The sequence below is a fragment of the Streptomyces diastatochromogenes genome (assembly GCF_002242805.1).
Lineage (GTDB): Bacteria > Actinomycetota > Actinomycetes > Streptomycetales > Streptomycetaceae > Streptomyces > Streptomyces diastatochromogenes.
In genome coordinates this window covers 1-15,161 of sequence record NZ_MCGQ01000024.1, presented here as the reverse complement: position 1 = coordinate 15,161, position 15,161 = coordinate 1, and the positions used below count along the sequence as shown (strand labels likewise).

Sequence of the window (15,161 nt, the reverse complement as noted above, 5' to 3'; positions counted from 1 at the left end):
GGTGCGGCAGGATGGGGCGAATGAGCGAGCAGAGCCCTGCCGAGGACACCCGAGAGGGGTACGCGGACGCGTTGCCGGAGTACGCCGAGCGGGTCCTGGAGGTCGCCGAGCGGATTCCGCCGGGCCGGGTCATGACGTACGGCGATGTCGCCGAGTGGCTCGAAGAGGGCGGACCCCGCCAGGTGGGCCGGGTGATGGCCCTCTACGGCGGCGCCGTCCCCTGGTGGCGCGTGGTGCGCGCGGACGGGGTGCTGCTGCCCGGCCACGAACTGCGTGCCCTCGATCACTACCGCGCGGAGGGCACGCCTCTGAAGCAGGCGGGCAGGACCACCGAGGGCCATCTGCCGCGGCTCGACATGAGACGGGCCCGATGGGACGGCGGCACGGTCGCGGAGGGTCACACCTGACAGCTTCCGCCATCGGATGCCGTCGAGGGGAACCCGTGGCCCGTACGAGGGACAGGGGGGACGTCCGTGGCATGACGTACGTTCGTGTGGTGAGGGACCCACGTGACGCGAGGGCCACGAGGGCCGCGAGGGAAGAAGCGGAAGCCCTGCTTCCGTCCGGGGCGGCGGCGTAGCGTCGGCTGCACGTGTCCCCCTCACCCCGCGGCCACCGCCTCGCACGCGTGACCGCCCGCCCACCAGCACAACCACCAGGACCGGCGAACCACGTGAGCTCCTCTTCCTCCACCAGGCGCCTGCCGCACCCCTCGGTGCGGCAGGGGAACCGTGGCGCTTACCGACTGGTCCGTACCCCGCCCACCGCAGTCGATCCCCCTCTTCTGGACGCCGCACAGCGCGCCGTGGTTGACCACCGGACCGGACCGCTGCTCGTTCTCGCAGGTCCGGGCACCGGCAAGACCACCACCCTGGTGGAGTCCGTGGCCGCGCGAATCGCCCGTGGCGGGGACCCGGAGCGGATCCTGGTGCTGACGTTCAGCCGCAAGGCCGCCGTCGACCTGCGCGACCGCATGGCCCTGCGCATCGGTGCGGCCCGCGCTCCCCGGGCGACCACCTTCCACTCGTACTGCTACGCCCTGGTCCGCGCCCACCAGGACAGCGGCCTGTTCGCGGAGCCGCTGCGCCTGCTCTCCGGCCCCGAGCAGGACGTCACCGTCCGCGAGCTGCTCGCCGGGCAGCCCGAGCTGGAGCGGCTCGGCCTCGACCACGTGCGCTGGCCGGACGAGCTGCGCGCCTGCCTGACCACGCGCGGCTTCGCCGACGAGGTCCGCGCCGTCCTCGCCCGCAGCCGCGAGCTGGGCCTCGGCCCCGGTGCGCTGGACGCCTTCGCCCGCCGCATCGGCCGCCCCGACTGGCGCGCGGCCGCCGCCTTCCTCGCCGAGTACCTGGACGTCCTCGACCTGCAGGGCGTCATCGACTACGCCGAACTGGTCCACCGCGCGGTGCTGCTCGCCCACCGCCCCGAGGTCGCGGCACAGCTCGCCGCCCGGTACGACGCCGTGTACGTCGACGAGTACCAGGACACCGACCCCGCCCAGGTACGGCTCCTGCAGGCCCTGGCCGGCGGCGGACGGACCCTGGTCGCCCTCGGCGACCCCGACCAGTCGATCTACACGTTCCGGGGCGCCGACGTGAACGGCATCCTCGACTTCCCGGCGGCCTTCCCGCGCGCGGGCGGCCGCCCGGCCCCCGTCGAGGTGCTGCGCACCTCCCGCCGCTCCGGCGCCGCCCTGCTGGCCGCGACCCGGCTGATCACCCAGCGCATGCCGCTGCCCCGGCTGCCCGCCGAGAAGGTGCGCGCCCACCGCGAGCCGGCAGCCGTGCGGGACGGCGGCCGCGTCGAGGTCTACACGTACCCGACGGCAGGTACGGAACTGGACAACATCGCCGACATCCTGCGCCGCGCGCACCTGGAGGACGGCGTCCCCTGGAGCGACATGGCCGTCCTCGTACGCGCCGGCTCCCGCACCATCCCGACCCTCCGCCGCACCCTCACCGCCGCCGGCGTCCCCCTGGACATCGACGGCGACGACCTGCCCCTGCGCCACGAGCCGGCGGTCGCCCCCCTGCTCACGGCACTCAGGGCGGTGGCCACGGCGGAGGCGGCCCGGAGTCCCCAGGAGGGTGCGTCCGGCGAAGCGGAGGGGGCATCGACTGCCGGGGCCGGGGCCCAGGTGCATGCCGAGGCCGACACGGACGGCACTGCCGGAGCCGCGGCTCAGGCGTCTGCCAAGGCCGATACGGAGGGGGCTGCGCAAGCCGACGGGCTGGCGTCTGCCAAGGCCGACACGGAGGGGTCAGTCGAACTCGACGGGCTGGCGTCTGCGGGGGCGGACACGGAGGGCTCCACCCCCGCCGGTACCCGTGCGTCTGCCGAGCCCGGCAGGGACGGCACTGCCGAAGCCGTGGCCCAGGCGTCTGCCGAGGCCGACGAGGGGTCTGCTGAGGTCGACGGGCCGGCGTCTGCGGGGGCGGACACGGAGGGCTCTGCCCACGCCGACCCCAGTGAGCCCACCGAGGCCGCCACGCACGGCACCGCCGAAACCGGCACCCATGCGCCCGCCGCCGAGCCAGCCGCCGCCGAGCCGCCCGCCAACACCTTCTGGCTCGACGCCGAAACCGCCCTCACCCTCCTCGCCTCCCCGCTCGCCGGCATGGACACCGCCGACCTGCGCCGCCTCGGGCGTGCCCTGCGCGAGGAGGAGCGGGCCGCCGGGAATCCGTTGCCGCCGCCCTCGGACGAGCTGCTCGCGCGGGCGCTCGCCGAACCCGAGCGCCTGGTCGCGCACGACCCGGCGTACGCGCGGGGGGCGCAGCGCCTGGGCGCGCTGCTTCGTAAGGCCCGCGAGCGCCTCGCGGGTGGCGGCACGGCCGAGGAGGCGCTGTGGGACCTGTGGGAGGGCACGCCCTGGCCCGCGCGCCTGGAGCGGGCCGCCCGGCGCAGTGGTGCGGCCGGCCGTAACGCGGACCGCGACCTGGACGCCGTGTGCGCGTTGTTCGCCACGGCCGCGCGCGCGGAGGAGCGCACCGGAGGCCGCGGCGCCCTGAACTTCCTGGAGGAGATCGATGCCGAGGACATCGCCGCCGACACCCTCACCCGCCGCGCCGTGCGCCCCGACGCCGTCCGCCTGATGACCGCGCACCGCGCCAAGGGCCTGGAATGGCGGCTGGTCGTCGTCGCCGGCGTCCAGGAGGGTCTGTGGCCCGATCTGCGCCGCCGTGGCTCCCTCCTGGAGGCCGACCGCATCGGCCGCGACGGACTCGCCGAACCGCTCACCCCGGGCGCGCTGCTCGCCGAGGAGCGCCGCCTGTTCTACGTGGCCGCCACGCGCGCGCGTGACCGTCTCGTCGTCACCGCCGTGAAGGCACCGGCCGACGACGGCGACCAGCCCTCCCGTTTCCTGACCGAGCTGGGTGTCGAACCCCGGGACGTCACCGGCCGCCCGCGCCGTCCGCTGTCCGTGGCCGCGCTCGTCGCCGAGCTGCGTGCCACCACCGTCGACCCGCGCGCCTCGGCCGCCCTGCGGGAGGCCGCCGCCCGCCGTCTGGCGAGGCTCGCCGCGCTCGCCGACGAGGACGGCCGCCCCTTGGTGCCGTCCGCGCATCCCTACCGCTGGTGGGGCATGTTCGAGCCGACCGAGAGCAAGGTGCCGCTGCGCCACCGCGACCAGCCCGTCGTACTCTCCGGCAGCGCCCTCGACCAGCTCGCCAACACGTGCGCCCTTCAGTGGTTCCTGGGCCGCGAGGTGAAGGCCGACGCGCCCGCCACCGCCGCCCAGGGCTTCGGCAACGTCGTCCACGTCCTCGCCGACGAGGTCGCCTCCGGCCGCACCCCCGCCGACCTCGACGTGCTCATGGAACGCCTGGATTCCGTGTGGAACGCTCTCGCCTTCGACGCGCCCTGGAAGTCCGCGCAGGAGAAGGGCAACGCGCGCGCGGCGCTCGAACGCTTCCTGAACTGGCACGTACTGGACCGCACCGGCCGCACCCCGGTGACGAGCGAGCAGGACTTCGACGTCACCCTCGAAGCGGGCGACTACCAGGTCCGCATCCGCGGCCAGATGGACCGCGTCGAGGCGGACGGCGAGGGCCGCGCCTACGTCGTGGACTTCAAGACCGGCAAGCAGGCCCCCAGCGGCGCCGAGGTGGCCCGCCATCCCCAGCTCGCCGTCTACCAGCTCGCCGTCCGTGAAGGCGCCGTCGACACCGCCTTCGACGGCGTACGACCCGAGCCCGGCGGCGCCGAACTGGTGCACCTCAGGCAGGGCGCGGCCAAGCGGGACGGCGGCGAGACCCTGCCCAAGGTGCAGGCCCAGGAGCCGCTGGCGGGGGAGTGGGTCGGCGACCTGCTGGCCACCGCCGCCGGAAAGGTCCTGGACGAGCGGTTCGCGCCGACGGCCGGACAGCACTGCACGCACTGTGCGTTCCGCGCCTCCTGCAGCGCGCGGCCCGAGGGACGGCACGTGGTCGAGTGACCCGCGCCAGGAGCGAGGGTGACGTACGGCACCCAAGGCGCTGACCTGCGTCTCTTCCTCCCCGGGCAGCTGATCCGTCCGCGGTTGTCAGTGCCCGCCGCTAGCCTCTGACGACATGCCCGCCCGTATCACCGACCCCGAGCAGCTCAAGGAGCTCCTCGGCATCCCGTTCACCCCGGAGCAGACGGCCTGCATCACCGCGCCGCCCGCACCGCAGGTGATCGTGGCCGGAGCCGGTTCGGGCAAGACCACCGTGATGGCGGCCCGAGTGGTCTGGCTGGTCGGCACCGGCCAGGTCGCCCCCGAACAGGTCCTCGGCCTGACCTTCACCAACAAGGCCGCGGGCGAACTCGCCGAACGCGTCCGCAAGGCACTGATCAAGGCCGGTGTCACCGACCCCGACGTCATCGACCCGGACAATCCGCCCGGCGAGCCGGTGATCTCGACGTACCACGCCTTCGCCGGCCGCCTGCTGACCGACCACGGCCTGCGCATCGGCCTCGAGCCGACCTCCCGGCTGCTGGCCGACGCCACCCGCTACCAGCTCGCCGCGCGCGTGCTGCGTGAGGCCCCCGGGCCCTACCCGGCGCTGACCCGCTCCTTCGCCGACCTCGTCAGCGACCTGCTCACCCTCGACTCCGAACTCGCCGAACACCTCGTGGACCCCGGGCGACTGCGCGCCTGGGACGCCGGCCTGCTGCACACCCTGGAGAGCGCCAAGCTCACCAACGCCGACCTGCGCAGGATCCCCGAGACCGCCGCCGCCCGCCGCGAACTCGCCGGCCTCGTCGTGCGCTACCGGGCCGCCAAGCGCGAACGCGATCTGCTCGACTTCGGCGACCAGATCGCCCTGTCCGCCCGCCTCGCCGGCATCCCCGAGGTGGGCCGGCTGCTGCGCGAGGAGTTCCGCGTGGTGCTCCTGGACGAGTACCAGGACACCTCCGTGGCCCAGCGTGTCCTGCTGTCGGGCCTGTTCGGCGGCGGCACGGGCCACCCGGTGACCGCCGTCGGCGACCCCTGCCAGGCCATCTACGGCTGGCGCGGCGCCTCCGTCGCCAACCTGGACGACTTCCCCGAGCACTTCGCCCACGCCGACGGCAGCTCCGCCACCCGGCAGGCGCTCAGCGAGAACCGCCGCAGCGGCGGCCGCCTCCTCGACCTCGCCAACGGCCTCGCCGAACCGCTGCGCGCCATGCACGCGGGCGTGGAAGCCCTCCGCCCGGCCCCCGGCGCCGAACACGACGGCACGGTCCGCTGCGCCCTGCTGCCCACCCACGCGGAGGAGATCGACTGGATCGCCGACTCCATCGCCCACCTCGTGCGCACCGACAAGGCCCCCGGCGAGATCGCCGTACTGTGCCGCACGGCCACCGACTTCGCCGAGATCCAGGGCGCCCTCGTCGCCCGCGACATCCCCGTGGAGGTCGTCGGCCTCTCCGGGCTGCTGCACCTGCCCGAGATCGCCGACCTCGTCGCCGTCTGCGAAGTCCTCCAGGACCCCGGAGCCAACGCCTCCCTGGTCCGCCTGCTGACCGGCCCGCGCTGGCGCATCGGCCCCCGCGACCTCGCCCTCCTCGGCCGCCGCGCCCGGCTGCTGGTCGCCCACACGCGCGCGGGCGACACCGACGACCCCGACCGCAGGCTCGCCGAGGCCGTCGAAGGCGTCGACCCGTCCGAGGTGATATCGCTCGCGGACGCCCTGGACACCTTCCTGGAGGCACCCCTCGACGAGGGCGACGGGGACGACGACGGGCTGCCGTTCTCCCCGGACGCGCGCGTGCGCTTCGCCCGCCTGGCCGCCGAACTGCGCGACCTGCGCCGCTCCCTGTCCGACCCGCTGATGGACGTCCTGCACCGCGTCCTCGCGGTCACCGGCCTGGAGGTGGAGCTGTCGGCGTCCCCGCACGCGCTCGCCGCCCGCCGCCGCGAGACCCTGTCCAACTTCCTCGACGTCGCGGCCTCGTTCGCGGCCGGCGACGGCGAGGCCACACTGCTGGCCTTCCTCGGCTTCCTGCGCACCGCCGCCCAGTACGAGAAGGGCCTCGACAACGCCCTGCCCGGCGGCGAGAACACCGTCAAGGTGCTCACCGCGCACAAGTCGAAGGGCCTGGAGTGGGACGTCGTCGCCGTCCCCGGACTGGTCAACGGCACCTTCCCCAGCGCCCAGGGCCGCGAGAAGTGGACCGCGCAGGCCAAGGTGCTGCCGCACGCCCTGCGCGGCGACACCGACACCCTGCCCGACATCGACTCCTGGGACTCCCGGGGCATGAAGGCCTTCCACGAGGCCATGAAGGAGCACCAGCACACTGAGGAACTCCGCCTCGGCTACGTCACCTTCACCCGCCCCCGCTCCCTCCTCCTCGGCTCCGGCCACTGGTGGGGGCCCAGCCAGAAGAAGCCACGGGGACCCTCCGACTTCCTCCAGGCCCTCCACGACCACTGCGCCGCCGGGTACGGCGAGATCGAGGCATGGGCCGACGAACCCGCCGAGGACGAGGAGAACCCGGCCCTGCACACGGCCACCGCCGACCAGGCGTGGCCCCTGCCCCTGGACGACGCGGCCCTGGCCCGCCGCCGCGCCGCCGCCGAGACCGTCCTCACCCACCTGGACACCCTCGCCGCCCGCCAGGACGGCCACCCGCCCGCCACCCACGACCCCGCCGCCTTCGACGACCCGGACTGGCCCGCCCCGCCGGACGAGGAAGACCCCGACTGGCCCGCCCCGACGGACGACGAGGACCCCTACGGCGAAGAGTTCCCGTACGACCAGGACCCCATCGCCGACGAGGCACCGTACGACGACGGCGCCACCTCCCCGGAGGAGCCCGTCGACTGGGACTCCTGGACCGCCGAGCGGCCGACCGTCCCCCACCAGGCGCCCGCCCCGGCCGAGCCCGCTCGCGCCGGCGCACACACCCACCCCACCGAGCCCGAACACCCCGCGCCCCTCACACCCGAGGAAGCCCGCACCCTCGACTCCTGGGACCGCGACCTCGACGCGCTCACCGGCGAGCTGCTGCGCGCCCGGCAGAGCGTCACGGACGTTCCCCTTCCGGCCACACTGACGGCATCCCAGCTGCTGCGTCTCGCCGAGGACCCGGACGGGCTCGCACAGGAACTCGCACGCCCCCTGCCGCGCCCCCCGCAACCCGCCGCGCGCCGGGGCACCCGCTTCCACGCCTGGGTCGAAGCACGCTTCGAGGAACTGACACTGCCCATGCTGGAGCCGGACGAGCTGCCCGGCAGCGAGGCCGAGATCGCCGACGAACGCGACCTCGAAGCCCTCAAGGACGCCTTCGAACGCACCGAGTACGCCCACCGCACCCCGTACCGGATCGAGGCCCCCTTCCAGCTCACCCTCGCCGGCCGCGTCGTACGCGGCCGCATTGACGCCGTCTACCGCAACGGCGACGGCGACGCCGCGACCTACGAGATCGTCGACTGGAAGACCAGCCGCACCCGCACCGCCGACCCGCTCCAGCTCGCCGTGTACCGGCTGGCCTGGGCCGAGCAGCAGGGCGTGCCGCCCGAGTCGGTCACAGCCGTCTTCCTGTACGTGCGCAGCGGCGAGGTCGTACGCCCCGAGGACCTGCCCGACCGGGCCGCCCTGGAACGGCTGCTCACCGGTGATCCCCCGGGGGACACACAAGGGGCACGTAAAGGATCCCCAGTGTGACGAACCGCCCGCCGAGGATGTCCGTGCGGGCCGATAGGCTCGTGAGCATGAGCCAGACCCCGGACAGCGCCGTCCGTACGTACATCGAGCAGCACCGCGCCGCCTTCCTCGACGACCTCGCCGCATGGCTGCGCATCCCCTCCGTGTCGGCCCAGCCCGACCACGCGCCCGACGTACGCGACAGCGCCGACTGGCTCGCCGCCCAGCTCAAGGAGACCGGCTTCCCGACCGCCGAGGTCTGGCCGACCCCGGGCGCCCCCGCCGTCTTCGCCGAGTGGCCCTCGGGCGACCCCCAGGCGCCCACCGTCCTCGTCTACGGCCACCACGACGTACAGCCCGCCGCCCGCGAGGACGGCTGGGACAGCGAACCCTTCGAGCCCGTCATCCGGGACAACCGCCTCTACGCGCGCGGGGCGGCCGACGACAAGGGCCAGGTGTTCTTCCACACACTCGGCGTCCGCGCCCACCTCGCCGCCACCGGCCGCACCGCCCCCGCGGTCAACCTGAAGCTGCTGATCGAGGGCGAGGAGGAGTCCGGCTCCGAGCACTTCCGGGCCCTCGTCGAGGAACGCGCCGACCGGCTCGCCGCCGACGCCGTGATCGTCTCCGACACCGGCATGTGGTCCGAGGACACCCCGACCGTCTGCACCGGCATGCGCGGCCTCGCCGAGTGCGAGATCCGGCTGTACGGCCCCGACCAGGACATCCACTCCGGCTCCTTCGGCGGCGCCGTCCCCAACCCGGCCACCGCCGCCGCCCGCCTGGTGGCCGCCCTGCACGACGAGCACGCGCGCGTGGCCGTCCCCGGCTTCTACGACGGCATAGCGGAGCTGACCGACCGCGAACGCGAGCTGTTCGCCGAGCTGCCGTTCGACGAGGAGCAGTGGCTGCGCACCGCCAAGTCGTACGCCACCCACGGCGAGGCCGGGCACACCACCCTGGAGCGCATCTGGGCCCGCCCGACCGTCGAGGTCAACGGCATCGGCGGTGGCTACCAGGGCCCCGGCAGCAAGACGATCATCCCCTCCTCGGCCATGGTGAAGCTGTCCTTCCGCCTGGTCGCCGGCCAGGACCCCGACCACATCGAGAAGGCCGTCCGAGACTGGGCGGCACAGCAGATACCCGCCGGGATCCGGCTCGAGATCAGCTTCGGCCCCGCCACGCGCCCCTGCCTGACCCCGCTCGACCACCCCGCGCTGCAGTCCGTGGTCCGCGCCATGGGCCGCGCCTTCCAGAGCCCGGTCCGCTACACCCGCGAGGGCGGCTCCGGACCCGCCGCCGACCTCCAGGAGGTCCTCGGCGCCCCCGTCCTCTTCCTGGGCATCTCCGTCCCCTCCGACGGCTGGCACGCCCCGAACGAGAAGGTCGAACTCGACCTCCTCCTCAAAGGCGTCGAAACCAGCGCCTACCTGTGGGGTGACCTCGCCGAGAACTGGCGTCACGCCCCCTGACCGGCAGACGCCGAACGGGACCGCATCGCGCGCGGGGCACACTGGAAGGACCGCCCGCACGCCCGCCCGAGCCCGGCCCGGTGCCGTCCCGCCCTACGACCCGCCCGAACCGCCCGCCGAAACGAACCGTTCCATTGGGGGAGTTGGAAGCACCTGTGACCACCTGGACCGACCACACCGCCGAACGACCCATCTCGCTCACCGCCCCGAGCGGCATCGACCGAGCCGCCCACCACCGGCTCGACGAGGCCTGGCTCGCAGCGGCATGGAGCCACCCCGCCACCCGCTGCTTCGTGGTCTCCGGCGGCCAGGTACTCATCGACGAGACGCCCGACGGCCGGACCGAACTCGTCATGACCCCCTCCTTCGAGGCACCCCTCACCGAGGCCCACCGCTACTTCCTCGGCATCGACGAGGACGGCGTCAGCTACTTCGCCCTCCAGAAGGACGCACTGCCCGGCCGCATCGACCAGTCCGCCCGCCCGGCAGGCCTGCGCGAAGCCGGACTGCTGCTGTCACCGCGGGACGCGGGCCTCATGGTGCACGCGGTCGGCCTGGAGAACTGGCAGCGCACCCACCGCTTCTGCTCCCGCTGCGGCGAGCGCACGGTCATCGCCGCCGCCGGCCACATCCGCCGCTGCCAGGCCTGCGGCGCCGAGCACTACCCGCGCACCGACCCCGCCGTGATCATGGCCGTCACCGACGAGGACGACCGGATCCTGCTCGGCCGCCAGGTCCACTGGCCCGAGGGCCGCTTCTCCACACTCGCCGGCTTCGTCGAACCCGGCGAGTCCATCGAGCAGTCGGTACGCCGCGAGGTCTTCGAGGAGGCCGGCATCACCGTCGGCCCCGTCGAGTACGTGGCCAGCCAGCCCTGGCCCTTCCCGTCCAGCCTCATGCTGGGCTTCATGGCCCGCGCCACCACCACCGACATCGACGTCGACGGCGACGAGATCCACGAGGCCCGCTGGTTCTCCCGCGAGGAACTGCACGCGGCCTTCGAGGCCGGCGAGGTACTGCCCCCGTACGGCATCTCCATCGCCGCCCGCCTGATCGAGATGTGGTACGGCAAGCCGCTGCCGACGAGGAGCTTCATCTGAGGCCACGGGCACGCCCGTGTGGGACAAGACACAAAAAGGCGGCTCCTGAGGCACCAACAGCCTCAGGAGCCGCCTTTCCCACAAGCCGGAACCGGCCTGTTACGCGGCGAGCTTCTGCTTCACCTGCGCCAGCGACGGGTTCGTCAGCGTGGAGCCGTCACCGAAGAGCACGGTCGGGACCGTCTGGTTTCCGCCATTCGCCTTCTCCACGAAAGCGGCGGACTCCGGGTCCTGCTCGATGTTGATCTCGGTGTAGGCGATGCCCTCGCGGTCCAGCTGCTTCTTCAGCCGCTGGCAGTAGCCACACCAAGTCGTGCTGTACATCGTCACAGTGCCCTGCATGTCTCTCGCGCTCCTCAGGCAGCTCGGGGAAGGTTGTGCAAGCACACAACGTAAGGGACCGGCAGGGCATTCCCGCCTGGGGTATCCGGCCCCCGGCTGTGACACCTGCCGCATTAGTACGACTGCGACGGCCCGCCTGTGGACAACCGGCACAGCAGTCCCGGACGACCTGGCAGCATGGCCATGTGACACCAGCAACGCACTCCACCCTCTTCCCGCAGGGTCCCGGCGGTTCCCCGTACTCGGCTCCGCCGAGTGGGCCCGACGCGGTGCTCGAAGGGCTCGACCCCGAGCAGCGCGAGGTGGCCACCGCCCTGCACGGCCCGGTGTGCGTCCTGGCCGGAGCAGGCACGGGCAAGACCCGGGCGATCACCCACCGCATCGCCTACGGGGTGCGTGCCGGGATCCTCCAGCCGTCCAGCGTGCTCGCCGTCACCTTCACCAACCGAGCCGCAGGCGAGATGCGCGGCCGCCTGCGCCAGCTCGGCGCCCACGGCGTCCAGGCCCGCACCTTCCACTCCGCCGCCCTGCGCCAGCTCCAGTACTTCTGGCCGAAAGCGATCGGTGGCTCCATGCCCCGACTCGTCGACCGCAAGATCCAACTCGTCGCCGACGCGGCCGCCGCCTGCAAGCTCCGCCTCGACCGCGGCGAGCTGCGGGACGCCACCGCCGAGATCGAATGGTCCAAGGTCACCCAGACCGTCCCCGCCGACTACCCGTACGCGGCAGCAAAGGCAGGCCGCGACACCCCACGCGACCCCGCCGAGATCGCCCACCTCTACGCCGCCTACGAAGACCTCAAACGCGACCGCGCCGTCATCGACTTCGAAGACGTCCTGCTGCTCACCGTCGCCGTCCTCCAAGACCGACACGACATCGCCGAACAGGTCCGCACCCAGTACCAGCACTTCGTCGTCGACGAATACCAGGACGTCAGCCCCCTCCAGCAGCGACTCCTGGACCTCTGGCTCGGCAACCGCGACAGCCTGTGCGTCGTCGGCGACGCCAGCCAGACGATCTACTCGTTCACCGGAGCAACACCCGACCACCTCCTCGACTTCCGCGCCCGCCACCCCGGCGCCACCGTCGTCAAACTGGTCCGCGACTACCGCTCCACCCCCCAGGTCGTCCACCTCGCCAACGGACTGCTCGCCCAGGCAAGCGGTCGCGCCGCAGACCACCGGCTGGAACTCGTCTCCCAGCGCCCCGCGGGCCCCGACCCCGTCTACACCGAGTACACCGACGAACCCGCCGAGGCCGAAGGCGCCGCCCGCCGCATCCGCGAACTGATCGACGCCGGCGTCCCAGCCGCCGAGATCGCCATCCTCTTCCGCACCAACTCCCAGTCCGAGACCTACGAACAAGCCCTCGCCGACGCCGGAGTCCCCTACCAGCTCCGCGGCGCCGAACGCTTCTTCGACCGCCCCGAAGTACGCAAAGCAGGCATCGCCCTGCGCGGCGCAGCCCGCTTCGGCGGCAACGACTCCCTGCTCGACGACGCCGTTGACCTGCCCAGCCAGGTGCGCGCCGTGCTCTCCGGAGACGGCTGGACCAGCGAACCCCCCGCCGGCTCCGGCGCCGCCAGAGAACGCTGGGAATCACTCGCCGCCCTCGTCAACCTCGCCCACGACTTCGCCGCCGCCCACCCGAAGGCCACCCTCGGCGACTTCGTGACAGAACTCGACGAGCGGGCCAACGCCCAGCACGCCCCCACCGTCCAAGGCGTCACCCTGGCCTCCCTGCACGCGGCCAAGGGCCTGGAGTGGGACGTCGTCTTCCTGGTCGGCATCGCCGAGGGAATGGTGCCGATCACCTACGCGAAGACGGACGAACAGATCGAAGAAGAGCGCCGCCTCCTCTACGTCGGCGTGACCCGCGCCAGAGAACGGCTCCACCTCTCCTGGTCCCTGTCCCGCTCACCCGGCGGCCGCCCCAACCGCAGGCCCAGCCACTTCCTCGACGGCCTGCGCCCCGGCTCGACCGCCACCGTCGGCCGCACCGGCGCGGGAGCCACCGGAGGCATCGAGCGCGGCACCCTCACAGAGATCCCGGCCATACCCCGGCGCGCCCAGCGCACCCCGGCCCGCTGCCGCGTCTGCGGCCGCACCCTCACCGACGCCGGCGAGATGAAACTGATGCGCTGCGAGGACTGCCCCTCCGACATGGACGAAGGCATCTACGAGCGGCTGCGCACATGGCGAGCGGTCCAGGCCCGGAGCAGCGGCCAACCGGACTTCTGCGTCTTCACGGACCGGACCCTGATGGCCATCGCCGAGGCACGGCCCGACAGCCCGGCCGAACTCTCCCGCATCCCTGGCGTCCTCAGCCGCAAGCTACAGCGCTACGGAACCGAAGTTCTGGCCATCTGCGCAGGTCAAGAGGGCGGGGAAGGTGACGAGGACGACTGATGCGAACTCGTCGAAAAAATAGTTTGCGCATGCCCCAGCAATCCCCATAGGTTCTAGGCACGGAAACAGCGGCCTTCTCGGAGGCGCTGATTCCGTGTTGTACTTGCATATCCGAACGGACTGGCTCACCCCAGTCCCCAAGACGCCGAGAGGAGGCGAGTCCAGTGATCAGCATCAACACCAGCTCCATCAGCACGGCCAAACTGACCGATCGCTCGACCGTCTCCACGTGCATGCTCGGCGCCTCGAACCAGGGCACCGGTCTGTCCGGCATTCGTGCCGCCCGTCCGGCGTCCTCCCTGTCTCTCGCGGGTCTTCCCATCCGTGAGCGCAATGAGCGACCGACCAAGGCACTGGAAGCGGTAGTGGCACGGGCACATGCCTATGCCTTCGCGGCAGCCGGTGCCGGATTCCGGAAGCAGACGACGCAGCACCACCTGATGTGGGCCTTCCGTGGGCCAGAACCCTGGAGTGATCCAGCCTGATCGCCGATCAGGCCGGCGCCTTCAGGGCCGCGGAACCCCATCCGGGATCCGCGGCCCTTCTGTTTGCCCCGAACGGGGACAACAGGGCGAAGGGGCCTCGGGACAAGGAAAGAACCCGGTACCAAGCCGACACCCGGTCAACCGGCCGGAACGACCAGACGAGGAAGACCAACCGTGCAACTCGAAGCGCACGCCCCGTCCGTACCGCCTTCACAAACGATCCCCCCGCCCGGCCTCACGGAGGACTCCACCTTGATCCCCCTCACCGCGCTCACCGCGCTCGACGACGCCATCGAGAACCTCGGCGTACCCGTCCCCTGCCGCTCCTACGACCCCGAGGTCTTCTTCGCGGAGTCGCCGGCGGACGTCGAGTACGCCAAGTCCCTCTGCCGCACTTGCCCGCTGATCGAGGCCTGCCTCGCCGGCGCCAAGGAGCGGCGTGAGCCCTGGGGCGTCTGGGGTGGCGAGCTGTTCGTCCAGGGCGTCGTCGTCGCCCGCAAGCGGCCCCGTGGCCGCCCGCGCAAGAACCCGGTCACGGCATGAACACCGCAGGAACGATCGACCGCCCCCTCACGCACGACCCCAAGAAGCAGGCCCCGATGAAGCCGTCCACCAGCGAGCCCACCGGCTTCGCCACCCCAGACTTCACCATGAACGGCGCGACCGGCTCGCGTCAGAACAGGACCCGAGAGATGCAACTCATCCCAGAAGCCCTGGCCCGTGCGCATATGCACGAGCGCCTGCATGAGGCCGAGCAGGAACGCCGGGCCATGCGCCTGGTGACCGCCCGGCGGATGCAGCGCCGGGCGGAACGCGCCTCGATGCGCGCCCGCCGTGCGCTCGCCATGGCCGTCATGCAGTAACCCAGCACACTCGAAGCGGTGGCCTCCCGGCACAGGGAGGCGAAGCCTTCCCCGCGGGGGCCGGTCCGACCGAACGGACCGGCCTCCGCGGTGCGTTGTGCACGGCGATCCGCCGGTCGGGGAGTTATCGTCGGCGAGTGACGAGTCCTCCCGGAGGAAGTGATCAGGGCGGCTCCACCACGGAGCCCCGCCCCCTCGTGTGCGCCCGCTGCGGCGCCCCTGCCGGCGGCTCCCAGCCGGCCACCTGGACCTGCTCCGTGGAGAACGGCGTCCGCCAGTACTTCTGCGACGTCTGCGCCCGGGAGAACCTACGGGCGATCGAGGGGCGGCTGGACTCGGCCTGGTGGTGAGAACGCTTCTCCGGGGCCCTCCCCCTCCCCCCTCCCTCCCCCCCCCCC

The 15,161-nt window shown here is 72.7% G+C and carries 11 protein-coding genes; 10 read left to right on the top strand and 1 reads right to left on the bottom strand.

All coding sequences use genetic code 11. The features are described from left to right. Positions 1 to 20: 20 nt before the first annotated feature. The 5 genes from BEK98_RS28035 to nudC all read left to right on the top strand — a co-directional run bounded on the left by BEK98_RS28035 (position 21) and on the right by nudC (position 10,665). On the top strand, positions 21 to 407 hold the full coding sequence (locus BEK98_RS28035) for an MGMT family protein (protein ID WP_094219474.1): 387 nt from the start codon (positions 21 to 23) through the stop codon (positions 405 to 407). Between the two features lie 266 nt (positions 408 to 673). After that, entirely contained in the window at positions 674 to 4,438 is a 3,765-nt protein-coding gene (locus BEK98_RS28025; RefSeq protein ID WP_244202021.1) for an ATP-dependent helicase, read from the top strand. 115 nt (positions 4,439 to 4,553) lie between these two features. Continuing rightward, positions 4,554 to 8,114, top strand: coding sequence for an ATP-dependent helicase (locus tag BEK98_RS28020; protein WP_094219473.1), 3,561 nt, complete (start codon positions 4,554 to 4,556; stop codon positions 8,112 to 8,114). A 47-nt stretch (positions 8,115 to 8,161) separates the two neighbouring features. Then, complete coding sequence (locus BEK98_RS28015) at positions 8,162 to 9,565, top strand: dipeptidase (RefSeq protein ID WP_094219472.1); 1,404 nt, start codon at positions 8,162 to 8,164, stop codon at positions 9,563 to 9,565. 155 nt (positions 9,566 to 9,720) lie between these two features. Next, positions 9,721 to 10,665, top strand: coding sequence for an NAD(+) diphosphatase (gene nudC / locus BEK98_RS28010; RefSeq protein WP_094219471.1), 945 nt, complete (start codon positions 9,721 to 9,723; stop codon positions 10,663 to 10,665). Between the two features lie 99 nt (positions 10,666 to 10,764). Here the strand turns inward: nudC and BEK98_RS28005 are convergent, their stop codons facing one another. Then, positions 10,765 to 11,007, bottom strand: coding sequence for a mycoredoxin (locus BEK98_RS28005; protein ID WP_094219470.1), 243 nt, complete (start codon positions 11,005 to 11,007; stop codon positions 10,765 to 10,767). 185 nt (positions 11,008 to 11,192) lie between these two features. On the opposite strand from BEK98_RS28005, the gene BEK98_RS28000 reads away from it, so the two are divergent. The 5 genes from BEK98_RS28000 (at position 11,193) to BEK98_RS48655 (ending at position 15,113) form a co-directional block, all read left to right on the top strand. Beyond that, a complete protein-coding gene (locus BEK98_RS28000) occupies positions 11,193 to 13,415 on the top strand; it encodes an ATP-dependent DNA helicase UvrD2 (RefSeq protein ID WP_425276629.1) in 2,223 nt (740 codons plus the stop codon). 164 nt (positions 13,416 to 13,579) lie between these two features. Next, positions 13,580 to 13,900: a hypothetical protein gene (locus BEK98_RS27995; RefSeq protein WP_094219468.1), complete on the top strand. Its 321-nt coding sequence runs from the start codon at positions 13,580 to 13,582 to the stop codon at positions 13,898 to 13,900. 174 nt (positions 13,901 to 14,074) lie between these two features. Beyond that, positions 14,075 to 14,443: a WhiB family transcriptional regulator gene (locus tag BEK98_RS27990; RefSeq protein WP_053664703.1), complete on the top strand. Its 369-nt coding sequence runs from the start codon at positions 14,075 to 14,077 to the stop codon at positions 14,441 to 14,443. After that, complete coding sequence (locus tag BEK98_RS27985) at positions 14,440 to 14,763, top strand: hypothetical protein (RefSeq protein WP_094219467.1); 324 nt, start codon at positions 14,440 to 14,442, stop codon at positions 14,761 to 14,763. The genes BEK98_RS27990 and BEK98_RS27985 overlap by 4 nt, the downstream gene beginning before the upstream one ends. A 137-nt stretch (positions 14,764 to 14,900) precedes the next feature. Then, positions 14,901 to 15,113, top strand: coding sequence for a hypothetical protein (locus BEK98_RS48655; RefSeq protein WP_143684165.1), 213 nt, complete (start codon positions 14,901 to 14,903; stop codon positions 15,111 to 15,113). The last annotated feature ends 48 nt before the right edge of the window (positions 15,114 to 15,161 follow it).